Origin of the sequence: Serratia sp. CY43202 (genome assembly GCF_052168755.1) — a bacterium.
GTDB lineage: Bacteria > Pseudomonadota > Gammaproteobacteria > Enterobacterales > Enterobacteriaceae > Serratia > Serratia bockelmannii.
The window spans coordinates 162,475-186,055 of record NZ_JBJNMB010000001.1 but is presented as its reverse complement, the minus strand read 5'-3'; the positions used below and the strand labels follow the sequence as shown (position 1 = coordinate 186,055).

Genomic DNA, 23,581 nt, shown 5'->3' with positions numbered 1-23,581 from the left:
CTCGCTGTTACTGCGGATGACTGTTGGTGTTAGTGATCGTGCTCGGTTTGCTGCGGCGTTGGGAACGCGCCGGAGTCCAATCCAACGCGCCGATGCGCACCAGATAAACCAGACCGGCCAATAGCACCAAAATGAAAATGGCGGCTTCGATAAAGCCTACCCAACCGCTCTCGCGAACCGAGACCGACCAGGCATACAGGTATAAGGCTTCAACGTCGAAAATAACGAAGAACATGGCCACCAGGTAGAACTTGGCGGACAAGCGCATGCGCGCCGTGCCGACCGAGTCGATGCCTGATTCAAACGGGGTGTGTTTGGCGCGCGCCCGGGCTCTCCCGCCCAAGAAGAACGCGCCCAGCAGCATTAAGCCGCAGAGCCCGATAGCCACAACGAGAAATACGGCGAGCGCCCAGTGATGAGCGATAACTTCAGTGGTTGTTGACATACTCTATGCTTACTCATCAAAAGTGGCGTCGATCGCACTGCTCTTGTCACCGGCAGTTAGTGCGCCACATCGATTTAAGGGAAGGATAAATAACCACACAAACAAACTGCTTTTACAGCGAGTTAGGCAGCGTTTTTCTGTGGGCTTTTTACTCCTTTCTATAACCTTTTGTCAACTTTGACAAAAGTATCTACACACTAGTTTACATACGTATCATTTGATTAACATTTGATGCGCCAGGGACAGGCTAAATCGTGTCAGTTAATTTTTGTGTAGAAACAGATAGATATAAACCAACATGCACATTTCAGTTTTACTATACCATTGTCTCAGGAATTCCCTGTTCTTCCACTCACTACCTAGGGGTATTTTTTTGATCCAGGACACGTTTTCAGCATAAATCCTCAAAAAAAGTGTGGCCCTTTAACAATTTTCCTCAAATTGAGCCGCAAAAACGGCCGCTATAAGCTAACAAAATACCCCTGCTATTACCATGCCTTTAACCCATTCAATCTTATTGCTCAAAAAACGAACTTAGCGTATTAAACCCGGCCAAACTCTCTTTTCATTAACGCTTAAAAGTTAACAAAACAGCCAATTCAATTGAAAATACAAGCCAAATACATATAAATAAATTTTTAGGTAAAAAAAGGGCAAAAAAAACCTCCGCCGAAGCAGAGGTTTTTCATCAGATATCGCGCCGCGACGTTATTCTTCTTCGTCCACCAGGCTGGCGTCATCCTGATCGCTCTGGAGACCGCCTTCCGCACCGTTGAAGCCATAGCCGTCATTGCCGCCCTGCATCGCGCTGAAGATGGCCATCGCCAGCTCGTTGCTGCACTGCGCGTTTTTGCACAGCGCATACTGGGTATCCGGCAGCGGCGGCAAACCTTCCACCGCGCCCAGCACCCGCAGATCGGGGCTCATCATCTCGATCGGCCGTGCGGTCACGCCCAGGCCGGCTTTACAGGCCGCCCGCACCGCGGACAGCGTGGAGGCGACGTAGGCGATACGCCACGGAATACCGGCTTCGTCCAACTGTTTAATCGCCAGCGCGCGGAACGGGCTTGGCTCATCCATTACCACCAGCGGGATCGGTTCGCCGGCCTGATAGTGATAATCGGCGGCGCAATACCACAGCGTCGGCGACGTGCGCAGCACGATGTGCGGGTGCCCGGCAGGATCGGCCGTGGTCACCGCCAGATCGATCTCGCCCTCTTCCAGCAGATCGACCATCGTCGTACTGCGCTTTACGCGCACGTCAATGGCCAGCTTCGGATAGATGGCGGTCACGCGGTTCAACAGGAAAGGCAGAATGGTATCGGCGGTGTCGTCGGAAGCACCGATGGTCAGAACACCTTTTATATTGTTGTACATCAGCGAGGTACAGGCTTCGTCGTTAAAGCGCAGGATCTTCCTGGCATAACCGAGAAGCTGAATACCATGCTCAGTCAGGAGTTTGTTGCGCCCATGGCGGGCAAACAGTTCTTTGCCGACCAGTTGCTCTAATCGCTGCATTTGTTGACTGACGGCTGATTGAGTACGGCAAACGGCAACAGCCGCCGCGGCGAAGGTATTCAAATCAGCAACCGCAACAAAGGTTCTTAGCAGATCGAGGTCGAGATTAAGTATCGGACGATTTGCAGTTGTCATAGTGTATTCTTCACTTTTTTAAATTCTAATTTACGAACTACTACCCTGGTGTGTTTCTCAGACGCCGTTGAAAAGGACGGCGCCTGTTATGACAGTACCCCACTCATAAGTGGAGGGCAAAAAAATTACTTATGATTCGTTACCTCTATCGCTTTTTAAAATGCGATCTATCGATGCTGCTTATAGAACGCGGGGGACTGAATACCGGTGAAAAGGGAAAACCCCCACCGAACCTGAGATTTTACTCATTCATACTGCCTAATTTCCACTCCATTCGTGCTACTGAGAACCCTTATCAACCGGCCTTCAGACTGCATTCCAGAGCAAAAAAGATAAATAATTAACGGTACCGACTTCGTGTTACTACTCAATGAATTTAATAAATTCAATCAGTAAGATTTTTGCTTTAAATAATAATCTTATAACCACATAAACAATGCTTAAGGTAAAATATAAAGTAAAGCTAATGTAAATATGTCATTTTCCTTAGTGTGGTGCGCGAACCGGCACCCCGCTATCAGACTACTCCGGTATTATCGTTCCTTTACAGTTTATTGAAGCCGATTCTCCCTTTCGGCTTATCAGTTCACTGCTGCCGGCCGCGATCGCCGGCACGTCGCGTTTATCGATGCGGGATTTATCAGAACAAAACCCTAGTAAAATTATAGTTCATGAAATTATAAACCACAAAATAACTTTACCTTTGCTTATCATAACTAAAATCCCCCGTTACGACATGCATTTGCACCAAAGGCGTGCAAAACCCTTCAAAAGCAACTACGCCAGGAGTACATTGGGCGAGTTGCGGCGTCCCACGGTAGGAGCGCCCCTATCCCAGCAAAAGGCTCAACTTTTTATGTCCCCCATTGAGAAATCCAGCAAACTGGACAACGTCTGCTATGACATTCGCGGCCCGGTGCTTAAAGAAGCTAAACGTCTTGAAGAAGAAGGCAACAAAGTCCTGAAACTGAACATCGGCAACCCTGCCCCGTTCGGTTTCGACGCCCCGGACGAAATCCTGGTCGACGTGATCCGCAATCTGCCCACGGCGCAAGGCTACTCCGATTCCAAAGGCCTCTTCTCGGCGCGTAAAGCGATCATGCAGCACTACCAGGCGCGCAACATGCGTGACGTGACCGTTGAGGATATCTACATTGGCAACGGCGTCTCGGAGCTGATCGTCCAATCCATGCAGGCGTTGCTCAACAGCGGCGACGAAATGCTGGTGCCGGCGCCGGACTACCCGCTGTGGACCGCCGCGGTATCGCTGTCCGGCGGCAAGGCCGTGCACTACCTGTGCGATGAGCAGGCCGGCTGGTTCCCGGATCTGGACGACATCATCAGCAAGATCACCCCGCGCACTCGCGGCATCGTGATCATCAACCCGAACAACCCGACCGGCGCGGTTTACAGCAAAGCGTTGCTGGAACAGATCGTCGAGATCGCCCGTCAACACAACCTGATCATCTTCGCCGACGAGATCTACGACAAGATCCTGTACGACGACGCCGAGCACCACTCGATCGCCGCACTGGCGCCGGATCTGCTGACCGTGACCTTCAACGGCCTGTCGAAAACCTACCGCGTGGCGGGCTTCCGCCAGGGCTGGATGGTGCTGAACGGGCCGAAGAAGCATGCCAAAGGCTATATCGAAGGGCTGGAGATGCTGGCTTCGATGCGCCTGTGCGCCAACGTGCCGATGCAGCACGCCATTCAAACCGCGCTGGGCGGTTATCAGAGCATCAGCGAATTCATTCAGCCCGGCGGCCGTTTGTACGAACAGCGCAATCGCACCTGGGAACTGCTCAACGATATCCCAGGCGTCTCTTGCGTGAAGCCACAGGGCGCGCTGTATATGTTCCCGCGCATCGACGCCAAGCGCTTCAACATCCACGACGACCAGAAGCTGGTGCTGGATCTGCTGCTGCAGGAAAAAGTGCTGCTGGTGCAAGGCTCCGCGTTCAACTGGCCTTACCCGGATCACGTGCGTATCGTCACCCTGCCGCGCGTAGACGAACTGGAAATGGCGGTCGGCAAGCTGGGCCGCTTCCTGGAAGGTTACCACCAGTAATCGCCTGGGGCGCAGCGCCTTGCTGCGCCCTTCTCTCATTGCCCGGTTGCAAAATTCGCCGTCACTGCTTCACAATGGGGCCCTCACTTGCCGTTAAAGAGAGCACCATGAGCCAGAGCCATTTCTTCGCCCATCTGTCCCGCCTGAAACTGATCAACCGCTGGCCACTGATGCGCAACGTGCGTACCGAGAACGTCTCCGAACACAGTCTGCAGGTGGCCTTTGTCGCCCATGCGTTGGCAGTGATCAAGAACCGCAAATTCAACGGCAACCTCAATGCCGACCGCGTTGCGCTGTTGGCGATGTATCACGACGCCAGCGAAGTGATCACCGGCGACATGCCGACGCCGATCAAGTACTACAATCCGCAGATCGCCCACGAATACAAGAAGATCGAAAAGATCGCCCAGCAAAAGCTGCTGGACATGATCCCTGCGGAGCTGCGCAACGATTTTCGCACCATTCTCGATGAGCACTACTACAGTGAAGATGAAAAGCAGGTGGTCAAGCAGGCGGACGCGCTGTGTGCCTACCTGAAATGCCTGGAGGAACTCTCTGCCGGCAACAACGAATTCACCCTGGCCAAGGCGCGGCTGGATAAAACCCTGGAACAGCGCCGCAGCCCGGAAATGGACTATTTCATGGACGTGTTCATTCCCAGCTTCAGCCTGTCATTGGACGAAATCAGCCTCGACAGCTCGCTGTAACCCCGCGGGCGCAGCCTCGCTGCGCCGCTAAAAGCCGTAGAGCCATGGCACCACGATCACGCTGACCGCCATCACCAGCAGAGTGAACGGCACGCCGAGACGCACGAAATCGCCGAACTTGTAATTGCCCGGCCCCAGCACCAGCGTGTTGACCGGTGAAGAGACCGGCGTCATAAAGGCGGCGGACGCAGCGATGGCGATGATCATCGCGAACGGGTATGGCGAGACGCCCATTTCGCGCGCGGCGGCAATGGCGATCGGCGCCATCAGCACCGCCGTCGCGGTATTGGAAATAAACAGGCCAATGGTGGCACACAAGACGAACAGGCACAGCAGCATCACGCGCGGCCCCGCGCCGCCGGCGACGTCCATCAACCCGCGGACGATCAGATCCACGCCGCCGGTCTTTTGCAGCGCCTGCGCGAACGGCATCATGCCGACGATCAAAATGATGCTCGGCCAATGGATCGACTTATAGGCGCTCTCCATGTCGATACAGCGGAACTTGCCCATCAGCAGGCAGGCGATCAGCGCCGCGATCGGGTTGGGAATTTCGTCGGTCAGCATCATCGCCACCATCAACGCCAGGCAAAACAGCGCGTGCGGCGCCTGGGTGATGGCCGGCGCCACTTCGTCCACTTCGGCCGGCAGGTTGAGCACGATAAAGTCGTGGGTTTTGGCCTGCAGCTGACGAATCGCCTTCCAGTCGCCGATCACCAGCAAAATGTCGCCCAGCTCCAGCGGCTCGTCCACCAGCTTGCCGCTCAGAGTCTCGCCGTGGCGGCGGATGCCCACCACATTCAGATCGTAGCGGCTGCGGAACGCTGCTTCACGCAGGCTTTTGCCCAGCAGCGCCGAGTCCGGGATCAGCGACACTTCGGCCATGCCGACGTTGCGCGACTGTTCAGAGAAGTAATCGCCGCGCAGCACCATCGGCTCCAGCCGCTGCTCGCCGCAGAATTCGCGCAGATCGACCTGGCTGTCCGACATGTCGATCAAGAGGACGTCGCCCTCGCGCAGCTCGGTGCTGCCGGAGGCGCTGACCATCACCCGCCGGAAGCGTTTCCAGCGCTCGATGCCCACCACGTTGGCACCATAGCGCGCACGCAGGTGCAGTTCATCCAGCGAACGTCCGATCAGCGGCGAAGCGCTGCGGACAGCCAGCCGCCGCGCGCGGCCGGTCAGCTTGTAATCACGGATCAGGTCGCGGAAGGTGCGACGCTGCCAGTCATCGCCGGCTTTGCCGGTGTCACCGCTGCCCAGCCAACGCCGGGCGATCAGCATGTAGCCGACGCCCAGCGCCAGCACCACCAGGCCAATGGGCGTCACGCTGAAGAAACCGAAACCATGGATGCCTTCCCGCACCAGTTCGCTGTTGACCACCATGTTGGGCGGCGTGGCCACCAGCGTCATCATGCCGCTGATAAGCCCAGCGAAGCTGAGCGGCATCATCAGCCGCCCCGGCGCGATCTTCATTCTGGCCGTCACGCTGAGCACCACCGGGATAAAGATCGCCACCACGCCGGTCGAGCTCATGAACGCGCCCAGCCCGGCGACCGTCACCATCAGCAGCATCAACATTTTGGTTTCGCTGCTGCCGGCCACTTTCACCAGCCAGTCGCCCACCTGATAAGCCACGCCGGTGCGCACCAGCCCTTCGCCGATCACGAACAGTGCGGCGATCAAAATCATGTTGGGATCGCTGAAACCGACCGTCGCTTCCTGCAGGCTGAGCGTGCCGCTCAGCACGAAGGCGATAATCACCAACAGCGCCACCACGTCCATCCGCAGCTTGTTGGTGGTAAACAGCACGATGGCAATCAGCAGTAAACTCAGCACCCACAGTAATTCGCTGTTCAAAACGGCCTCATCCGGCAAATGTCCAAAGGTCTAAAAAATAGCATAAAAAAACCCCGCCGAAGCGGGGTCTAATCAATTAGGGTGAAGATAATGCCACTCAGGCCAGCCGGCGAACGATCGCGCCCTGCGCCGTTTTATCGACGGCGATCTGCGCCAGCGAATCCAGCCGCAGGTCGACCTGCTCCAGCTTCGGCGCATCGGCCGGGGCGTTGACCGCAATCACCTGACAGCCCGCAGCCAGACCCGAAAGAATGCCGGCCGGCGCGTCTTCAACCACCACGCACTCGTGCGGCGCCAGCCCCAAGCGCTCGGCGCCCAGCAGGTAGGCATCGGGCTGTGGCTTACCGTGTTTAACCTGCTCGGCGGTGATGAACACCGCCGGCTGCGGCAAACCGCCGGCCTGGCGGCGAGCACCGGCCACTGGCACCGAACCGGAGGTGACGATCGCCCAAGGGATGCCGAGCGCGTTCAGGCGCTCCAGCAGCGCGATGGCGCCCGGCAGCGCGCGAACGCCGTCGGTATCCTGCGCTTCCACCTGCTCCAGCAGTTGGAACTCGCTCTGAATTTCCGCTTCGCTTTCGTCCGGCATAAAGTGGCGCAGAGAAGTAATGGCCTGTTTACCGTGAATGAAGTCCAGCACCGCTTGCGGATCGACGCCGCGGCGCTCGGCCCAGTGCGTCCAGGCACGCTCTACCGCCGGCAGAGAATCCACCAGGGTGCCATCAAGATCGAACAGAAAACCCTTACACTCCACAGAAAACCTCTTCTTAATCAAGCATTGATGATTTGCGCTATCTCAACGGCGCTCAAGTGATACTGGCGCGGACAGGCCAGCCAGATCGCCAGCATACGCTGGTACTTTTCCCACATTTTGGTCTGGGCGTTAAAACCGTGGCTACCGGAATCGAAGTGAGTATAACGCCCCTCGGTGCTGACCAGGAAACGCACGTAGCTCAGGTAGCGCGCCTCGGTAGCGGCGTCGAAGCCGAGAAACGCCAGGCGGCGCTCGTCCAGATCCTGCTTCTCTTTCAGGTTGCCCCAGGAAACCTGCAGCGCATGGTGCATCTCCATCACGTTGATGATGGTGCGGCACACCTCTTCGCTCAGTTCGCCGAAGTCGCGATCCAGTTCGCGCATTTGCAAACCGAAGCCGCGTTCGACGATGGTTTGCAACCGGCGATAACGGTCGCCGTTGTCCGGATCGAGCAGGGTCATCATCTTGTACTGGTTCGACAGGATCAGCCGCTGGGCGTTGGTCATTTCCATCAGGATTTCCTCATTTCTGTGTGATGGCGGGAGCATCGCACAGCGCAAGAACGCAGGAAATCACAACTCGACCGTTCTTTGATTTAAACCGGGGTTATTGCCGCTTTGACGAGAAAGGCCGCATCAGCGCGGCCTTTTTTCATTTACAGATCGTCGAGGAAGGTTTTGTCCAGCTGCTTGAAGGCGCGCTTGAGCAGATCGGCCAACGTCTGATAGGTCGGCGTGCCTTCGAGCGGCGCCACCGCCTGCCCGGCTTCCGTCAGCTTGTTGCGCACCTCATGGAACCATTGCAGCAGCGTCGGCGGCAGCGGCGTGACCGAACGGCGCCCCAGCCACCACAAGCCCTGCATCGGCAGGCTGCAGGCGAACAGCGCGGTGGCGATCGCCGGGCCCAGCTGGCCGCCCAGCGCGATCTGCCAGGTCAGCGTGAAAATCGCCAACGGCGGCATGAAACGGATAGCGAAACGGGTGGCACGCGCAACGCGATTCTCCGGAAAGACCGGTGCCAGACGTTTGTCCGACGGCCAGGTTTTCATATAATGCTGCCCGCGCTGGAAGACCTGAAACCAGCTTACGGAACCGGACGGTTTGCTCGTCATTGCGTACCTCAACGTCACGTAAAGAAACTAAAAGCGTGCTGCCAGAGACCATACTAAAAAATTTGAAGCTTTAAATTTATTTTGTGTTTGCACCGGGCTATCGGTATCCTAAGCCGGCCTTGTGGCCGGTAGAAGATGACGTAAATTTTGTCAACTTTTAGCCCTATAAAAATCAAGATTATTTAAACCGCAGAGAAATCATCGGTTTTTCCATCATCCTGTGATTTGTGCACTTCACATGATGTTAATCATAAATGTCATCGGCACTATGCGCTACGCTTGTTGTCTGATTGACGATTAATTCACCACGTGTGTTCGATTTTCTTTTAACAACACGACTATTTAAGTAGGTACTTCCATGTCGAGTAAGCTAGTACTGGTTCTTAACTGCGGCAGTTCTTCTCTGAAATTCGCCATCATCGATGCCGTTAACGGCGACGAATTCCTCTCCGGTTTGGCCGAGTGTTTCCACCTGCCTGAAGCTCGCATCAAGTGGAAAATGGACGGCGCCAAACACGAAGCTGCCCTGGGGGCCGGCGCTGCACACAGCGAAGCGCTGAACTTCATTGTTAATACTATTCTGGCACAAAAACCAGAGCTTTCCGCGCAGCTGACCGCTATCGGCCACCGCATCGTGCACGGCGGCGAGAAGTTCACCGCTTCTGCCGTGATCAACGACGAAGTTCTGCAGGGTATCAAAGATTCCGTGCCGTTTGCACCACTGCACAACCCAGCTCACCTGATCGGCATCGCGGAAGCGCTGAAATCCTTCCCTAACCTGGCCGACAAGAACGTTGCCGTGTTCGACACCGCGTTCCACCAGACTATGCCGGAAGAATCTTACCTGTACGCCCTGCCGTACAGCCTGTACCGCGACCACGGCGTTCGCCGCTACGGCGCACACGGCACCAGCCACTTCTACGTGACTCAAGAAGCCGCGAAGATGCTGAACAAGCCGGTAGAAGAAGTGAACGTGATCACTTGCCACCTGGGCAACGGCGGCTCCGTCACCGCAGTGCGCAACGGCCAGTGCGTTGACACCTCCATGGGTCTGACCCCGCTGGAAGGCCTGGTGATGGGCACCCGCAGCGGTGACATCGATCCGGCTATCATCTTCCACCTGCACGATTCTCTGGGCATGAGCGTTGACCAGATCAACAAGATGCTGACCAAAGAATCCGGCCTGCTGGGCCTGACCGAAGTCACCAGCGACTGCCGTTACGTTGAAGACAACTACGACAGCAAAGCCGACGCCAAACGCGCCATGGACGTGTTCTGCCACCGTCTGGCCAAATACGTCGGCGCCTACAGCGCGCTGATGGAAGGCCGTCTGGACGCGGTGATCTTCACCGGCGGCATCGGCGAGAACGCCGGCATGGTGCGTGAGCTGACCCTGAACAAACTGGGCCTGCTGGGCTTCGAAATCGACCACGACCGCAACATGGCCGCTCGCTTCGGCAAATCCGGCGCCATCACCAAAGACGGCAGCCGCCTGGCGCTGGTGATCCCGACCAACGAAGAGTTGGTCATCGCGCAGGACGCATCCCGCCTGACCGCGTAATGCTCTCAAAACACCGTCAGCCCAGGCTGACGGTGTTGTTTTAGCCTCATGTTAATCGTGAAGAGGACTATTCTGTGTCACGTACTATTATGTTGATCCCCACCGGCACCAGCGTCGGCCTGACCAGCGTCAGCCTGGGTGTCATCCGCTCCATGGAGCAAAAAGGCGTTCGTCTGAGCGTGTTCAAGCCTATCGCTCAACCGCGCACCGGCGACAACGCGCTCGACCAGACCACCACCATCATCCGCAGCAGCAACTCCACCATTACGGCGGCCGAACCGCTGCGCATGGACTACGTTGAGGGCCTGCTGAGCTCCAACCAGCAAGACGTGCTGATGGAAGAGATCGTGGCGCGTTACCACGAGAACACCAAAGACGCGGAAGTGGTGCTGATCGAAGGCCTGGTGCCGACTCGCAAACACCAGTTCGCCAACGCGCTGAACTACGAGATCGCCAAAACCCTGAACGCCGAGATCGTCTTCGTGCTGGCGCTGGGCAACGACTCCCCGGCGCAGCTGAAAGAGCGCATCGAACTGGCGCGCACCAGCTTCGGCGGCAGCAAGAACAAAAACATCACCGGCGTTATCATCAACAAGCTGAACGCACCGGTCGACGATCAGGGCCGTACCCGTCCTGACCTGTCCGAAATCTTCGACGACTCCACCAAAGCCAGCATCGCCCACGTCGATCCTGCGCAGCTGTTCGCCAACAGCCCGCTGCCGGTTCTGGGCTGCGTGCCGTGGAGCTTCGATCTGATCGCCACCCGCGCCATCGACATGGCTCGCCACCTGAAGGCCCGCGTGGTCAACGAAGGCGACATCATGACCCGCCGCGTGAAGTCCGTGACCTTCTGTGCGCGCAGCATCCCGCACATGCTGGAACACTTCCGCCCAGGCTCTCTGCTGGTGACCTCCGCAGACCGTCCTGACGTGCTGGTCTCCGCCTGCCTGGCGGCGATGAACGGCGTGGAAATCGGCGCCATCCTGCTGACCGGCGGCTACGCCATCGACGAGCCGATCAAGAAGCTGTGCGAACGCGCCTTCCAAACCGGCCTGCCGGTGTTCATGGTTGACACCAACACCTGGCAAACCTCGCTGAGCCTGCAGAGCTTCAACCTCGAAGTGCCGGCGGACGACCACCAGCGCATCGAGAAAGTGCAGAACTACGTGGCCAGCCACATCAACACCGAGTGGATCGACTCGCTGACCGCCACCTCTGAGCGTTCACGCCGCCTGTCTCCACCGGCGTTCCGTTACGAACTGACCGAGCTGGCGCGTAAAGCCGGCAAGCGCATCGTGCTGCCGGAAGGCGACGAGCCGCGTACCGTAAAAGCGGCGGCCATCTGTGCCGAACGCGGCATCGCGGAATGCGTGCTGCTCGGCAACCCGGACGAGATCCAGCGCGTAGCGGCAGCGCAGGGCGTTGAGCTGGGCAAAGGCATCGAAATCGTCGATCCGGTCGCCGTACGTGAAAACTACGTGCCGCGTCTGGTTGAGCTGCGCAAGAGCAAGGGCATGACCGAAGTGGTCGCGCGCGAGCAGCTGGAAGACAACGTGGTGCTCGGCACCCTGATGTTGGAACAAGGCGAAGTCGACGGTCTGGTCTCCGGCGCGGTTCACACCACCGCCAACACCATCCGTCCGCCGTTGCAGCTGATCAAAACCGCACCGGGCAGCTCGCTGGTGTCCTCCGTATTCTTCATGCTGTTGCCTGACCAGGTACTGGTCTACGGCGACTGCGCGATCAACCCGGATCCGACCGCCGAGCAGCTGTCTGAAATCGCCATCCAGTCTGCGGATTCCGCCGCGGCCTTCGGCATCGAGCCGCGCGTAGCGATGATCTCCTACTCCACCGGTAACTCCGGTGCGGGCAGCGACGTCGAGAAAGTGCGCGAAGCGACCCGTCTGGCGCAGGAAAAACGCCCGGATCTGATCATCGACGGCCCGCTGCAGTACGACGCCGCCATCATGGCCGACGTTGCCAAGTCCAAGGCGCCGAACTCACCGGTAGCCGGCCAGGCGACCGTGTTCATCTTCCCGGATTTGAACACCGGCAACACCACCTACAAAGCGGTACAGCGTTCCGCTGACCTGGTTTCCATCGGCCCTATGCTGCAAGGCATGCGTAAGCCGGTGAACGACCTGTCGCGCGGCGCACTGGTTGACGATATCGTCTACACCGTTGCGCTGACGGCGATCCAGTCTTCCCAGGCTGACGCTGCCGCCGCCAAGGCCTGATATTCTTCAGGTTGAGCGATAAAAAAGCGCCGGTCATTGACCGGCGCTTTTCTTTTGCGTTCCCTAACGCGCCAGCAACTGCCCGGCAGCCTCCAGAATATGCTCGGCGGTCAGGCCATACTCCTGCTGTAAAAACGCCTGGGTGCCCACCTGGCCGTAACGCTCCTTCACCCCCACGCGCCGCATCGGCGTCGGGCATTCCTCTGCCAGCACCTCCGCCACTGCGGATCCCAACCCGTTATGAATGCTGTGGTTTTCACAGGTGACGATGCGTCCGGTCTTGGCCGCGTAGGTTTTGATCAGTTCACGGTCGATAGGCTTGAGGGTGAACATATCGATCACTGCCGCGCTGACGCCCTGCTGCGCCAGCATCTGCGCCGCCTTCAGCGCCTCCGCCACCATGATGCCATTGGCAATCAGCGTAATGTCGTCGCCGTCGCGCAGCAGGTTGCCCTTGCCGATGGTAAAGCGCGAGCCTTCCTGGTAAATGCGCGTCGCCTGCTTGCGGATGGTGCGCACCCAGTAGAAGCCGCGTAGATCCATCAGCTGGCGCAGAATGTCGGCGAACATGGTAGCGTCGGTCACTTCCAGCACCACCGAGTGCGCCAGCCCGCGCACGATGCCCATGTCCTCGAACGACATGTGGGTGCCGCCGTTGTGGCAGGCGCTCACCCCGGCGTCGGAGGCGATCACCTTGACGTTGTTGCGCTGATAATCCAGCGACATGAACAGCTGATCGAAACAGCGGCGGCTGGCGAAGGCGGTAAAGGTATGCACGAACGGCACCCTGCCGGTGAGCGACAGCCCGGCGGCGACGCCGATCACGTTGGCCTCCATGATGCCGCAGTTAATCACGTGCTGCGGGTGATCCTTGTGCACGCCGTCCATCGCCATCGAGCTCATCAAATCGGCCTCCAGCGCGATGATCGGTGCGCCCGCTTCTATCTGCCGACGCACCGCGCCGGCATAGACTTTGCGCATTTCGACGGCGTCGTTTTCCAACTGGGTCACTACGTTAAACATGGGCGGCCTCCAGTTCGGCGATGGCTTTTTCGATTTCCAGCTGCACGTCCGGCGTCAGGCGCAGGTGGTGTGAGTTCGACAGGTTTTCCAGATAGGTCACCCCCTGTCCCTTGATGCTGTCGAGCACGATCGCCAGCGGCCGCTGTTCACCGCCGCGCGCCGGCGCCACCGCCGCCAGCAGCGCCGCGATGTCGTCGCCCTTGATGGTCTGCACCTCAAAGCCGAAAGCGCGGAACTTGGCGGCCAGATCGAACGGTTGGATCACCTCGTCCAGCGCACCGTCTAGCTGTTGCTTGTTGTAATCGATGAACAGCGTCAGGTTGTTCAGGTTGTGGTGGGCGATAAACTGGAACGCCTCCCAGCACTGCCCTTCGTTCAGCTCACCGTCGCCGAGGATGCTGAACACCCGGTTACGACGCCCCGCCAGCCGATGGGATAACGCCATGCCGGCGGCGATCGACACGCCCTGCCCCAGTGAACCGGTGGTGGCGTCCACGCCGCGCGTGCGCAATCGGTCCGGGTGGCTAGGCAGACGCGTGCCGTTCTGGTTGAGGGTCTTCAGCTCCGCCAGCGGGAAGTAGCCCTTGATCGCCAGCGTGCTGTACAGCGCCGGGCCGGCGTGCCCCTTCGACAGCACGAAGTCATCGCGCTCCGGCCAGTCCGGATCCGCCGGATCGATACGCATCACGCTGCCGTACAGCACCGCCAGCGTCTCCACCACCGACATGCAGCCACCGTAGTGGCCGAAGCCCAGCCCGGTCAACGCCTTCAATGTTTCCAGGCGGATCGCGCGCGCCAGGGTCTGCAGCTCTTCAATTTCCGTTTCGCTCGTTGTGTCGTTCATCAGTCTGCCCTCGTTATTTCTCGACGCGGTCAGCGGCCGGCGCGCCTTTGCGTTTTCCCAGGAAGTTATGCGCCACCAGCAGCGCGAACACGGCGACGATCGCCAGCATGATCATCTCCTTCGACATAAAGCGCGCCATGTTGCCCAGCAGGATGCCGATCACGCCGAAGTCGGCGTCGGAGAAGGTGGTGTTGGCAAAGCCAAGCGCCCCCAGCACCGGCAACAGCAGCACCGGCAGGAAGGTGATCAGCAGCCCGTTGGCGAAGGCGCCCAGCATCGCGCCGCGCCGCCCGCCGGTGGCGTTGCCGAACACCCCGGCGGTAGCGCCGGTGAAGAAATGCGGCACCACGCCGGGCAGGATCAGCACCATTTTCAGCTGCCCCAGCAGGAACAGCCCGGCCAACCCGCCAAGGAAGCTGAACAGGAAGCCGATCAGCACCGCGTTGGGGGCATAGGGGTAGACCACCGGGCAATCCAGCGCCGGCCGCGCGTTAGGCACCAGCTTTTCCGAGAAACCGGTGAACGCCGGCACGATCTCCGCCAGAATCAAGCGCACGCCTTGCAGAATGATGAATACCCCGGCGGCGAAGGTGATGGCCTGGATAATCGAATACACCAGGTAGTTCTGGCCGCCGCTGAGCTCGCTTTCCACATAGGCCCGCCCGGCGCAGATCGCCAGGATCAGGTAGATGACAATCATGGTCATCGAGATCGAAATGGAACTGTCACGCAAGAAACTGAGGTTTTTCGGCAGGTTCATCTCCTCGGTCGAGCGCGAGTTTTTGCCCACCTTCGAGCCGATCCAGCCGGACAACACATAGCCCAGGGTGCCGAAGTGGCCGAAAGCGATATCGTCGTTGCCGGTAATGCGGCGCATATAGCGCTGGGCGATCGCCGGGAAGAACCCCATCACCAGCCCCAGGGTCAGCGCACCGGTAAACACCAACTGCACGCCCTCGAAGCCCGCCACCGTCAGGATGATGCCGATCATGCAGGCCATGTAGAAGGTGTGGTGGCCGGTCAGGAAGATGTATTTCAGCCGGGTGAACCGTGCCACCACGATGTTCGCCACCATGCCGAACGCCATGATCAACGCGGTGGAGGCGCCGTATTTCTCCAGCGCGATGGAGACGATCGCTTCATTGTTCGGGATGATGCCCTGAATATTGAACGCATGTTCGAACATGCCGCCTAGCGGATTGAGCGATCCGACCAATACCGTGGCACCGCCGCCCAAAACGATAAAGCCGAGAATAGTTTTTACCGTGCCTTTCACCACGTCGGAAAACGATTTCTTTTGCGCCAGCAAACCGATCAGCGCAATAAGCCCGACCAGCACCGAAGGCACCTTTAATATATCCACCACAAACTTAAGCGTTTCCTGGATAAACATATCCACCTCGCCAATCGTTTTATTTAGATGATTGAGTGGGCTTCGAAGTAAGCGCGCAGCTTGGCTTCCAGCTCATTGATGTCGATGATGTTGCTGATCACTACCAGCTGCTCGGCCGGTACGCTGGCGCTGTCGGCGATGTCTTTCGCCATCACGAACACGTCAGCAGCGCCGGGGGTAGCAGACGACAGATCGGAGTGTTCGACCTCGGCCTCCACCCCCATCTTTTTCAGCACTTTTTTAATGTTCATTTCCACCATAAAACTGCTGCCGAGACCGGAACCGCAAATCGCCATGATTTTCATAATATCCACCTGTTGAATTTAGCGTGTAGGGTAGCGCCGCCGGTCATATTCCCGGCGTTGTTAGCATTAATCGTGTTCCTGGTGATTAAACGTTAATAGCGGGCGATAATATCCTCAATTTGCCGTTTATCTGTGGCGTGAAATAACGCCTCCATCGCCGAGTTATCTGAAAATAATTCCGCCAATTGCGAAATCATTTCAATGTGGCTGTTGCCGTCGGGCGCCGAAAGCATCACCACCACCTGAACCGGATCGTTATCCGCGGAATGGAAGTTCACGCCCTGGTGGATCTTCAACAGCGACAGCCCCAGCGCATTGGCGCCCTCCTCCGGCCTGGCGTGCGGCATCGCGATGCCCGGCGCCAGGACGAAGTAAGGGCCGAGCTTCTCCTGCTGATGAAAGATAGCCGTCAGGTAATTCGGCGTAATCACGCCGCCTTGCAGCAGCGGCTGCGCGCTCAGCGTGACCGCCTGGCGCCAGTCCTCCACCCGTTCGCACAGCTGTATATGATCGGCGGTCAGCCACTCTTTCAGCACATTACCCTCCCAAACGTTGATGGTTTCGGCCGGTGATTAATTCACCGACGACGGTAAAACTTTAATCAACCCCTCTCGACGACACAGTGATGGATATCACAAAGATAGCGCTACCAAAGCGCTATCATGCGGATCTGTGATAGCGCTATCAAAACACCGCGTGGCGGCATGGCGTTAACCACAATTTTTTCTCGCTCTTTCGGGTAACGGGGTAGAATGTGCCGCATACGGGGATCGTCGAAGCCGCGCCGTCGGCTTCCCACCCTCACCATTTTTATGCGCCGCTCGCGCATTTCAGTTGGGATTAGGCATGTCGATCGGTAAAAAACGACGCAGTACAGGCAGGGTGACGTTGGCTGACGTAGCGCAGCTGGCGGGCGTCGGCACCATGACGGTGTCGCGCGCGCTGCGCACGCCGGAGCAGGTTTCAGACAAACTGCGCGAGAAGATTGAAGCCGCGGTGAGCGAACTGGGCTACCTGCCCAATCTGGCCGCCAGTTCGCTGGCGTCGGCCTCGTCCTACACCATCGCCATGGTGGTGCCCAGCCTGTCCGAATCTGGCTGCGCCGAGATGTTCGCCGGCCTGCAGAAAGTGCTGCAGCCGGCCGGCTATCACATCATGCTGGCGGAGTCGCAGCACCACCTGGAGCGCGAAGAAAAGCTGCTGGAGACGCTGCTCTCTTACAACCTCGCGGCGGCGGTGCTGCTCAGCGTCGAGCATTCGCAAAACGCCCGCAACGCGTTGATCGCCGCCAACATTCCGGTGGTGGAGATCGGCGCCGTGCGCGCCGATCCGATCGATATAAGCATCGGCATCGACTATGTGGCGGCCATGTATCAGCTGACGCAAACGGTGATCGCCAGCGGCTATCAGAATATCGGGCTGCTGTGCGCCAATCAGGAACAGTGGATTTTCCAGCAGCACCTGCAGGGCTGGCACAAGGCGCTGCTGCGCAACCATATGTCGCCGCATCGGGTGATCAACGCCGCGCAGCCCGCCAGCTTCAGCACCGGTGCGCAGCAGCTGCCGGAATTCTTGCTGGCCTGGCCGGAACTGGACGCGCTGGTGTGCGCCTCGGACGAACTGGCCGGCGGCGCACTATACGAATGCCAGCGGCGGCGCATCAGGGTGCCGGACAATCTGGCGGTGGTGGGGTTCGGCAACAGCGAGTTCGGCCGGGTGTGCCAGCCGCCGCTGACCACCATGACCATTCCGCATCGCGATATCGGCATTCAGGCCGGCCAGGCGCTGCTGGCACGGCTGAACGAGCAGCCCTGGCAGCAGGCAGGCTCCCTGCCCGCCACGCTGTGCCGCCGCGACAGCTGCTGAATCCGAACCGTAAAAAAAGCCGGTCGATGACCGGCTTTCTCACGCGTTGGCGCCTCAGTGGTTGTCGAGTGGCTTACCGTAATCCTGTTCGTTGTTGCGCGTCAGCCACAGCGACAGCGCCTTCAGCGAATCCGGGGTAAACTCGTCGCAGCGAGCGGTGATCTCTTCCGGCGTCAGCCAGCACACCTCGGCCACTTCCTCTTCCTGCAGCGCGAACGGGCCGTGCGACACGCAGCTGAACAGCGCGCCCCACACCCGGCACTGATCTTCTTCGAAGTAGAACAGACCGTGCTCGGCGAAAGGCACGCCGGCGATGCCCAGCTCTTCTTCCGCCTCGCGGCGCGCCGAATCCAGCACGTTTTCACCGCTTTGCACTACGCCACCCGCCGTCGCGTCCAACCAGCCCGGGTAGAAGTCTTTAATCTCGGTGCGACGCTGCACCAGAATTTTTCCCATCCCATCATGCACCACAATATAGGTCGCACGATGACGCAGCCGCTCCGCCCGCATCTGTTGACGACTGGATTGCGCAATCACCTCGTTTTGCTCGTCGACGATATCAACCCATTCGGTATCTGCAGCCTGACCCTGTTCCGCCATCCTCTAAAACCTTCTATTTTGGCGCGATGCATCCCGCGCGCTGGTTAATCAATGAGTGTTTTTCAAAGATTTTTATTGTGTGTGTATAAATTAGTGCGTTTAGCGTGTTAACGCCACCTCCGCGACGACCTTGCCGTCGTCGAGCGTCAGCACGCGCAAAGTGCCCCGATCCAACATGCCGTAGCTAGCCGGGAAGCCCCCTTTCGGGATGCTGACCGAGCCCGGATTGAAGCAATAGATCTCACCCTGCCGCTCCGCCTGCGGCAGATGCGTATGGCCGTAGGCCAGGACGTCACCGCGGGATAACGGCGGCAGTGCCGAAGGATGATAAAGGTGACCGTGGGTCAAAAACAATCGTCTTTTTTGCAGTAGAACCTGTTGCCACGGCGCCTCGATAGGAAACGTCAGCAGCATCTGATCGACCTCGCTGTCACAATTGCCGCGAACGGCGATGATCTTGTCGCTATAGCGATTCAATCGTTCGGCAACCTGAGCGGGCTGATAGCCGGCCGGCAGCGCGTTGCGCGGGCCGTGATTCAGCAAATCACCCAGAAGAATCAGCCAGTCGGCGCCGTGTTGTGCGAATAATTCCAGCACGCGTTCGGTGGCCGGCAGCGATCCGTGGATATCCGAGGCGAACATCAGCTTCATAACCTTGTCCTATAGAGGGAAATAAGCGCCATTTTACCGCGCCGGCGCCGTACGGCAAACCGCCGCCCGCCCCGGTGGAGAATTGTGATCCAACTGCGCAGATAGCATCGGACGAATCCCACATAGCCTGCTATCCTTAGCTGCTATTGTTGGATCTCTGATATACCTTTGTGCGCGGCGAAGACCGCAGCAACGTGTAATGAATTACAGATCACCTTACCGCAGGAGGCAACATGATTGACCTGTATTACGCGCCTACTCCCAATGGTCACAAGATCACCTTGTTTTTGGAAGAGGTCGGCTTACCCTACCGTATCCATCGCGTAAACATCAGCGCCGGCGACCAGTTCAAACCGGACTTTCTGAGCATTTCTCCCAACAACAAAATCCCGGCGATCGTCGATCAGCAACCGGTGGACGGCGGCGCGCCAATCAGCCTGTTCGAATCCGGGGAAATCCTGCTGTATCTGGCGGAGAAGACCGGCAAGCTGCTGAGCACCGGCCTGCGCGAACGCGCCGCGACCCTACAGTGGTTGTTCTGGCAGGTGGCCGGGTTCGGGCCGATGCTCGGGCAGAATCACCACTTTAATCACTACGCGCCGCAGCCGGTGCCTTACGCCATCGAGCGTTACCATCTGGAGACCAAGCGGCTGTACGGCGTGCTGGAAGCTGAACTGCAAAAACACCCGTACCTGGGCGGCGACAACTACAGCATCGCCGATATCGCCACCTATCCGTGGGTCGTATCGCATCCGCGTCAACGCATCGATCTGGCAGATTACCCAGCGGTGCGCAACTGGTTCGAGCGCATCAGCAACCGCCCGGCGACCGAGCGCGCCTACAAACTGGCCGAACAAGGCTAAGCGCCTTCCCCGACTCCCCGTCGGCCGGGGAGTCACATCGTCCCCTCGTTATCTTTTCCTTACTTTCCGTGTATTCTGAACGCTAATAATCAGACCTATGGAGAATCTCTGATGTCTTTCAGTCAACCCGACGCCGTTATTCGCATTAAAAATCTGCGGCTGCGCACGTTCATCGGTATCAAGGAAGAGGAAATCAACAACCGACAGGACGTCCTGATCAACGTGGTGATCCACTACCCGGCGGACAAAGCGCGCAACAGCGAAGACATCGCCGATGCACTCAACTACCGCACCATCACCAAAGCGATCATCCGCCATGTGGAAGATAACCGTTTCGCGTTGCTGGAAAAATTAACGCAGGATGTGCTCGACATCGTAAAAGAACACGCCTGGGTAACCTATGCTGAAGTGGAGATAGATAAACTTCTGGCCCTGCGCTACGCCGATTCGGTTTCCATGACCATGAGCTACCGCCGGGACTAACTCAGGGAGGTCGACCATGCGGATCCTGATCACCGGCGCAACGGGATTGATAGGCAGCAGTCTGACGGCCAGGCTGCTGGCGCTTTCTCACCACATTACGGTGTTGACCCGAGACGAGCGGCGAGCCCGAGCCCGGCTGGGCGATCGGCCGAGCTATTGGCAAACGCTGGACGACCGGCAGTCGCTGGATGAATTCGACGCGGTGATCAACCTGGCCGGCGAACCTATCGCCGACAAGCGCTGGAGCGCACAGCAGAAAGAGCGCCTGTGCCGCAGCCGTTGGGATCTGACCGAACGATTGGCGCAGCTTATCAAGGACGGCAGCACGCCGCCCGGCGTGTTGATTTCCGGTTCCGCCGTCGGCTACTACGGCGATCAGGGGCAGGCGGTGGTGACCGAAGAGGAGCCACCGCACGACGAATTCACCCACCAGCTGTGCCAACGCTGGGAAACGCTGGCGCTGCAGGCGCAAAGCGATGCCACCCGCGTCTGCCTGCTGCGCACCGGCGTGGTGCTGGCGCCACAGGGCGGCGCGCTGGCCAAAATGCTGCCGCCGTTCCGCTTCGGGCTGGGCGGCCCGATCGGCGACGGTCGCCAATATCTGCCGTGGATCCATCTCGACGACATGGTCAACGGCATTATTTATCTACTGGATCACGCCACGCTGAGCGGCCCGTTTAACATGGTCGCGCCCTACCCGGTGCACAACGAGCAGTTCGCCGCCCAATTGGCCAACGTGCTCGATCGCCCGGCGTTTCTGCGGGTGCCGGCGTTCGCCATGCGGCTGTTGATGGGGGAAGCGGCGGTGCTGGTGCTCGGCGGGCAGCGGGCGGTGCCGAAGCGCCTGGAAGAGGCCGGCTTCCACTTCCGCTATCTGGAATTGGAACAGGCATTGGATGACGTGATTAATCAGCGGGCCGAAGCCCGCTGATCTGAGGTTACTTCAACGCGCCGGACAGGAACTGCTGCAGGCGCGGGCTTTTGGGGTTGCCGAACAGCTCGGCCGGCGGCCCCTGCTCTTCGATCAACCCTTTGTGCAGGAAGATCACGTGGTTGGAAACGTGGCGCGCAAATTCCATTTCGTGCGTCACCACCACCATGGTTTTTCCCTCCTCCGCCAGCTTCTGCATGATGCGCAGCACCTCGCCCACCAGCTCGGGATCCAGCGCCGACGTCGGTTCGTCAAACAGCAGCACCTCCGGCTCCATCGCCAATGCGCGAGCAATGGAGACGCGCTGCTGCTGGCCACCCGACAGGTGCACCGGGTACTTGCCGCGCGCCCGCTCGTCGATGCCCACTTTATCCAGGTAACGCACCGCGCGCTCATGCGCGTCGGCCTTGCTCAGCCCCAGCACCTGCACCGGCGCCTCCATCACGTTCTCCAGCACCGTCATATGGCTCCACAGGTTAAAGTGCTGGAACACCATGGTCAGGCGGGTGCGCAGCAGCTGCAGCTGCTTCTTGTCGAACACTTTCAGCTGGCCGTCCTTGTCGCGCACCATGCGAATATCTTCGTTGTTCAGGCTGATCGAGCCTTCGCTCGGCTTCTCGAGGAAGTTGATGCAGCGCAGAAAGGTGCTTTTGCCGGAGCCAGAGGAGCCGATGATGCTGATCACATCCCCGGCGTTGGCCGCCAGCGAGACGCCTTTCAGCACTTCGTGGTCGCCATAGCGTTTGTGCAGTTCCGTGACGGCTAATTTATTCTCAGACATGGTTTTTCTTCCCGTCATTTATCAGTGACTAACGTGTGCCATCCAGCGTTTTTCAGCTTTGCGGAACAGGCTGATTAACACGTAGGAGATGATCAGGTACAGCACCGCCGCGATGCCGAAAGCGTAGAACGGCTGGTAGGTCGCGGCGTTGATGTCGCGCGCGATCTTCAGCAGATCCGGCACGGTGGCGGTAAACGCCAGCGCGGTGGAGTGCAGCATCAGGATCACTTCGTTGCTGTAAGCCGGCAACGCGGTGCGCAGTGCCGAAGGCAAAATGATGCAGCGATACATCTTGAAGCGCGAGAAACCGTAGGCGTTGGCGGCCTCGATTTCACCGTGCGGCACCGCGCGGATCGCCCCGGCGAAGATCTCGGTGGTATAGGCGCAGGTGTTGAGCGTCAGCGCCAGGATGGTGCAGTTAAGCCCGCTGCGGAAAAACGCATTAAGAAACTCGGTGCCGCGCACGATCTCGAGGCTGTACATGCCGGAGTAGAACACCAGCAGCTGCACGTACAGCGGCGTACCGCGAAACACATAGGTGTAAAGCCACACCGGGAAACGCACCCAGCGAAGGGAAGAGACGCGCGCCACCGCCATCGGGATCGCCAGCAGCCCGCCCATCACCACCGAGGCGATCAGCAGCCACAGCGTGACTGCCACGCCGGTGAAACGGTAGCCGTCGCTCCACAGCAGCGACTGCCAATACTGTTGCAAAATCTCGATCATAGCTCGGCCCTCTTGACGCCCAGTGAGTAACGCCGTTCAAGCCACAGCAGCACGCCGTTGGAAACGGTAGTGAAGATCAGGTACACCACGCCGGCCACGATGGCGAAGAAGAACGGCTGATAGGTGCCTTTCCCCGCCAGCTGCGTGGCTTTCACCACGTCGTTCAGGCCGAGGATCGACACCAGCGCCGTCGCCTTCAGGATCACCTGCCAGTTGTTGCCGATGCCCGGCAAAGCGAAACGCATCATCGCCGGGAACAGAATGCGCCGAAAGATCTGCGCGCCGCTGAAGCCGTAGGCCGTCGCCGCTTCGATCTGCCCTTTCGGCACCGCCAGATAGGCGCCGCGGAAGGTCTCAGTGAAGTAAGCACCGTAGATAAAGCCGAGGGTAATGATACCGGCGCCGAGCGGATCGATATCGATCTGCGAGAAGCCGAGCAGCGTGGTGATGTTGTTCAGCGCGATTTGCAGGCCGTAAAAGATCAGCAGCATCAGCACCAGATCGGGCACGCCGCGGATCAGCGTGGTATAGGCGCCGAACAGACCGGAGATAAAGGGGTTATGAGACAGTTTGCCACCGGCGCCGATCAGGCCGATCACCACCGCCAGCAACACGGAACTGAGGGCCAGCTCCAACGTCACCAGAGCCCCCTCGAAAATCAGTTGGGAATAGCCTTGCAGCATCTACTTCACCCTGTGGTCTAGGATCCGAACCAT

24 protein-coding genes are annotated in these 23,581 nt (G+C 58.7%); 8 read left to right on the top strand and 16 right to left on the bottom strand.

The window, feature by feature from the left end:
• Nucleotides 1-7 precede the first annotated feature (7 nt).
• Both nuoA and lrhA read right to left on the bottom strand, forming a co-directional pair.
• Nucleotides 8-445: an NADH-quinone oxidoreductase subunit NuoA gene (gene nuoA, locus ACJ8J5_RS00960; protein ID WP_025303663.1), complete on the bottom strand. Its 438-nt coding sequence runs from the start codon at nucleotides 443-445 to the stop codon at nucleotides 8-10.
• 708 nt (nucleotides 446-1,153) lie between these two features.
• Nucleotides 1,154-2,098: a transcriptional regulator LrhA gene (gene lrhA / locus ACJ8J5_RS00955; protein ID WP_025303664.1), complete on the bottom strand. Its 945-nt coding sequence runs from the start codon at nucleotides 2,096-2,098 to the stop codon at nucleotides 1,154-1,156.
• Nucleotides 2,099-2,954: 856 nt separating this feature from the next.
• On the opposite strand from lrhA, the gene ACJ8J5_RS00950 reads away from it, so the two are divergent.
• On the top strand, nucleotides 2,955-4,169 hold the full coding sequence (locus tag ACJ8J5_RS00950) for a pyridoxal phosphate-dependent aminotransferase (protein ID WP_025303665.1): 1,215 nt from the start codon (nucleotides 2,955-2,957) through the stop codon (nucleotides 4,167-4,169).
• A 107-nt stretch (nucleotides 4,170-4,276) separates the two neighbouring features.
• Nucleotides 4,277-4,876 carry a 5'-deoxynucleotidase gene (gene yfbR / locus ACJ8J5_RS00945; protein ID WP_025303666.1) on the top strand — a complete coding sequence of 200 codons (600 nt, stop codon included), beginning with the start codon at nucleotides 4,277-4,279 and terminating at the stop codon, nucleotides 4,874-4,876.
• Nucleotides 4,877-4,903: 27 nt separating this feature from the next.
• Here the strand turns inward: yfbR and ACJ8J5_RS00940 are convergent, their stop codons facing one another.
• From ACJ8J5_RS00940 to yfbV, 4 genes are all read right to left on the bottom strand, one after another.
• The gene (locus ACJ8J5_RS00940) at nucleotides 4,904-6,754 is read right to left on the bottom strand and encodes an SLC13 family permease (protein WP_414105056.1); all 1,851 of its coding nucleotides are present in this window, start codon (nucleotides 6,752-6,754) and stop codon (nucleotides 4,904-4,906) included.
• Nucleotides 6,755-6,833: 79 nt separating this feature from the next.
• Nucleotides 6,834-7,490: a sugar phosphatase gene (locus ACJ8J5_RS00935; protein WP_414105055.1), complete on the bottom strand. Its 657-nt coding sequence runs from the start codon at nucleotides 7,488-7,490 to the stop codon at nucleotides 6,834-6,836.
• A gap of 17 nt (nucleotides 7,491-7,507) precedes the next feature.
• Complete coding sequence (locus ACJ8J5_RS00930) at nucleotides 7,508-8,002, bottom strand: YfbU family protein (protein ID WP_016926898.1); 495 nt, start codon at nucleotides 8,000-8,002, stop codon at nucleotides 7,508-7,510.
• Between the two features lie 143 nt (nucleotides 8,003-8,145).
• On the bottom strand, nucleotides 8,146-8,601 hold the full coding sequence (gene yfbV, locus ACJ8J5_RS00925) for a terminus macrodomain insulation protein YfbV (RefSeq protein WP_004936061.1): 456 nt from the start codon (nucleotides 8,599-8,601) through the stop codon (nucleotides 8,146-8,148).
• Between the two features lie 358 nt (nucleotides 8,602-8,959).
• Here yfbV and ackA point away from each other — a divergent pair, with 358 nt between their 5' ends.
• Both ackA and pta read left to right on the top strand, forming a co-directional pair.
• Nucleotides 8,960-10,162, top strand: coding sequence for an acetate kinase (gene ackA, locus ACJ8J5_RS00920; protein ID WP_025303669.1), 1,203 nt, complete (start codon nucleotides 8,960-8,962; stop codon nucleotides 10,160-10,162).
• Nucleotides 10,163-10,236: 74 nt separating this feature from the next.
• Nucleotides 10,237-12,399, top strand: a complete 2,163-nt coding sequence (gene pta / locus ACJ8J5_RS00915) for a phosphate acetyltransferase (protein ID WP_043140081.1) — start codon at nucleotides 10,237-10,239, stop codon at nucleotides 12,397-12,399.
• A gap of 63 nt (nucleotides 12,400-12,462) precedes the next feature.
• Here the strand turns inward: pta and ACJ8J5_RS00910 are convergent, their stop codons facing one another.
• From ACJ8J5_RS00910 to ACJ8J5_RS00890, 5 genes are all read right to left on the bottom strand, one after another.
• Nucleotides 12,463-13,422, bottom strand: a complete 960-nt coding sequence (locus tag ACJ8J5_RS00910) for a transketolase family protein (protein ID WP_049207313.1) — start codon at nucleotides 13,420-13,422, stop codon at nucleotides 12,463-12,465.
• Nucleotides 13,415-14,266 (bottom strand): transketolase, encoded by an 852-nt coding sequence (locus tag ACJ8J5_RS00905; RefSeq protein ID WP_049207319.1) that lies wholly within the window; start codon nucleotides 14,264-14,266, stop codon nucleotides 13,415-13,417. Before ACJ8J5_RS00905 ends, ACJ8J5_RS00910 begins: the two co-directional genes overlap by 8 nt.
• A gap of 13 nt (nucleotides 14,267-14,279) precedes the next feature.
• The gene (locus tag ACJ8J5_RS00900; RefSeq protein ID WP_060433718.1) at nucleotides 14,280-15,659 is read right to left on the bottom strand and encodes a PTS ascorbate transporter subunit IIC; all 1,380 of its coding nucleotides are present in this window, start codon (nucleotides 15,657-15,659) and stop codon (nucleotides 14,280-14,282) included.
• A gap of 23 nt (nucleotides 15,660-15,682) precedes the next feature.
• Nucleotides 15,683-15,964, bottom strand: a complete 282-nt coding sequence (locus ACJ8J5_RS00895; protein WP_025303676.1) for a PTS sugar transporter subunit IIB — start codon at nucleotides 15,962-15,964, stop codon at nucleotides 15,683-15,685.
• A 92-nt stretch (nucleotides 15,965-16,056) separates the two neighbouring features.
• Entirely contained in the window at nucleotides 16,057-16,500 is a 444-nt protein-coding gene (locus ACJ8J5_RS00890) for a PTS sugar transporter subunit IIA (protein WP_025303677.1), read from the bottom strand.
• A gap of 310 nt (nucleotides 16,501-16,810) precedes the next feature.
• On the opposite strand from ACJ8J5_RS00890, the gene ACJ8J5_RS00885 reads away from it, so the two are divergent.
• Entirely contained in the window at nucleotides 16,811-17,830 is a 1,020-nt protein-coding gene (locus tag ACJ8J5_RS00885; protein WP_060433720.1) for a LacI family DNA-binding transcriptional regulator, read from the top strand.
• 54 nt (nucleotides 17,831-17,884) lie between these two features.
• On the opposite strand, the gene yfcD is transcribed toward ACJ8J5_RS00885, so the two are convergent.
• On the bottom strand, nucleotides 17,885-18,430 hold the full coding sequence (gene yfcD / locus ACJ8J5_RS00880) for an NUDIX hydrolase YfcD (RefSeq protein ID WP_025303679.1): 546 nt from the start codon (nucleotides 18,428-18,430) through the stop codon (nucleotides 17,885-17,887).
• Nucleotides 18,431-18,529: 99 nt separating this feature from the next.
• On the bottom strand, nucleotides 18,530-19,081 hold the full coding sequence (gene yfcE / locus ACJ8J5_RS00875) for a phosphodiesterase (RefSeq protein ID WP_025303680.1): 552 nt from the start codon (nucleotides 19,079-19,081) through the stop codon (nucleotides 18,530-18,532).
• A 233-nt stretch (nucleotides 19,082-19,314) separates the two neighbouring features.
• Here yfcE and yfcG point away from each other — a divergent pair, with 233 nt between their 5' ends.
• From yfcG to ACJ8J5_RS00860, 3 genes are all read left to right on the top strand, one after another.
• Nucleotides 19,315-19,944 carry a GSH-dependent disulfide bond oxidoreductase gene (gene yfcG, locus ACJ8J5_RS00870; RefSeq protein ID WP_043140104.1) on the top strand — a complete coding sequence of 210 codons (630 nt, stop codon included), beginning with the start codon at nucleotides 19,315-19,317 and terminating at the stop codon, nucleotides 19,942-19,944.
• 111 nt (nucleotides 19,945-20,055) lie between these two features.
• Nucleotides 20,056-20,427 (top strand): dihydroneopterin triphosphate 2'-epimerase, encoded by a 372-nt coding sequence (folX, locus tag ACJ8J5_RS00865; protein WP_025303682.1) that lies wholly within the window; start codon nucleotides 20,056-20,058, stop codon nucleotides 20,425-20,427.
• Between the two features lie 16 nt (nucleotides 20,428-20,443).
• Nucleotides 20,444-21,358 (top strand): TIGR01777 family oxidoreductase, encoded by a 915-nt coding sequence (locus tag ACJ8J5_RS00860; RefSeq protein WP_060433722.1) that lies wholly within the window; start codon nucleotides 20,444-20,446, stop codon nucleotides 21,356-21,358.
• 7 nt (nucleotides 21,359-21,365) lie between these two features.
• On the opposite strand, the gene hisP is transcribed toward ACJ8J5_RS00860, so the two are convergent.
• The 3 genes from hisP to ACJ8J5_RS00845 are packed head-to-tail and all read right to left on the bottom strand — an operon-like array spanning nucleotide 21,366 to nucleotide 23,548.
• Nucleotides 21,366-22,139: a histidine ABC transporter ATP-binding protein HisP gene (gene hisP / locus ACJ8J5_RS00855; RefSeq protein WP_004936098.1), complete on the bottom strand. Its 774-nt coding sequence runs from the start codon at nucleotides 22,137-22,139 to the stop codon at nucleotides 21,366-21,368.
• 21 nt (nucleotides 22,140-22,160) lie between these two features.
• Complete coding sequence (locus ACJ8J5_RS00850) at nucleotides 22,161-22,865, bottom strand: ABC transporter permease (protein ID WP_025303685.1); 705 nt, start codon at nucleotides 22,863-22,865, stop codon at nucleotides 22,161-22,163.
• Nucleotides 22,862-23,548: a histidine ABC transporter permease HisQ gene (locus tag ACJ8J5_RS00845; protein WP_025303686.1), complete on the bottom strand. Its 687-nt coding sequence runs from the start codon at nucleotides 23,546-23,548 to the stop codon at nucleotides 22,862-22,864. The genes ACJ8J5_RS00850 and ACJ8J5_RS00845 overlap by 4 nt, the downstream gene beginning before the upstream one ends.
• Nucleotides 23,549-23,581: the final 33 nt, after the last annotated feature.

What these genes read in the sequence shown, in the direction of transcription:
- ACJ8J5_RS00885 (WP_060433720.1), top strand. Translation starts at nt 16,811, where the DNA reads ATGTCGATCGGTAAAAAACGACGCAGTACAGGCAGGGTGACGTTGGCT.
- ACJ8J5_RS00950 (WP_025303665.1), top strand. Translation starts at nt 2,955, where the DNA reads ATGTCCCCCATTGAGAAATCCAGCAAACTGGACAACGTCTGCTATGAC.
- yfcE (WP_025303680.1), bottom strand. Translation starts at nt 19,081, where the DNA reads ATGAAGCTGATGTTCGCCTCGGATATCCACGGATCGCTGCCGGCCACC.
- nuoA (WP_025303663.1), bottom strand. Translation starts at nt 445, where the DNA reads ATGTCAACAACCACTGAAGTTATCGCTCATCACTGGGCGCTCGCCGTA.
- ACJ8J5_RS00860 (WP_060433722.1), top strand. Translation starts at nt 20,444, where the DNA reads ATGCGGATCCTGATCACCGGCGCAACGGGATTGATAGGCAGCAGTCTG.
- yfcG (WP_043140104.1), top strand. Translation starts at nt 19,315, where the DNA reads ATGATTGACCTGTATTACGCGCCTACTCCCAATGGTCACAAGATCACC.
- folX (WP_025303682.1), top strand. Translation starts at nt 20,056, where the DNA reads ATGTCTTTCAGTCAACCCGACGCCGTTATTCGCATTAAAAATCTGCGG.
- hisP (WP_004936098.1), bottom strand. Translation starts at nt 22,139, where the DNA reads ATGTCTGAGAATAAATTAGCCGTCACGGAACTGCACAAACGCTATGGC.
- ACJ8J5_RS00895 (WP_025303676.1), bottom strand. Translation starts at nt 15,964, where the DNA reads ATGAAAATCATGGCGATTTGCGGTTCCGGTCTCGGCAGCAGTTTTATG.
- ACJ8J5_RS00905 (WP_049207319.1), bottom strand. Translation starts at nt 14,266, where the DNA reads ATGAACGACACAACGAGCGAAACGGAAATTGAAGAGCTGCAGACCCTG.
- ACJ8J5_RS00850 (WP_025303685.1), bottom strand. Translation starts at nt 22,865, where the DNA reads ATGATCGAGATTTTGCAACAGTATTGGCAGTCGCTGCTGTGGAGCGAC.
- ackA (WP_025303669.1), top strand. Translation starts at nt 8,960, where the DNA reads ATGTCGAGTAAGCTAGTACTGGTTCTTAACTGCGGCAGTTCTTCTCTG.
- ACJ8J5_RS00910 (WP_049207313.1), bottom strand. Translation starts at nt 13,422, where the DNA reads ATGTTTAACGTAGTGACCCAGTTGGAAAACGACGCCGTCGAAATGCGC.
- ACJ8J5_RS00930 (WP_016926898.1), bottom strand. Translation starts at nt 8,002, where the DNA reads ATGGAAATGACCAACGCCCAGCGGCTGATCCTGTCGAACCAGTACAAG.
- yfcD (WP_025303679.1), bottom strand. Translation starts at nt 18,430, where the DNA reads ATGGCGGAACAGGGTCAGGCTGCAGATACCGAATGGGTTGATATCGTC.
- lrhA (WP_025303664.1), bottom strand. Translation starts at nt 2,098, where the DNA reads ATGACAACTGCAAATCGTCCGATACTTAATCTCGACCTCGATCTGCTA.
- yfbV (WP_004936061.1), bottom strand. Translation starts at nt 8,601, where the DNA reads ATGACGAGCAAACCGTCCGGTTCCGTAAGCTGGTTTCAGGTCTTCCAG.
- yfbR (WP_025303666.1), top strand. Translation starts at nt 4,277, where the DNA reads ATGAGCCAGAGCCATTTCTTCGCCCATCTGTCCCGCCTGAAACTGATC.
- ACJ8J5_RS00900 (WP_060433718.1), bottom strand. Translation starts at nt 15,659, where the DNA reads ATGTTTATCCAGGAAACGCTTAAGTTTGTGGTGGATATATTAAAGGTG.
- ACJ8J5_RS00845 (WP_025303686.1), bottom strand. Translation starts at nt 23,548, where the DNA reads ATGCTGCAAGGCTATTCCCAACTGATTTTCGAGGGGGCTCTGGTGACG.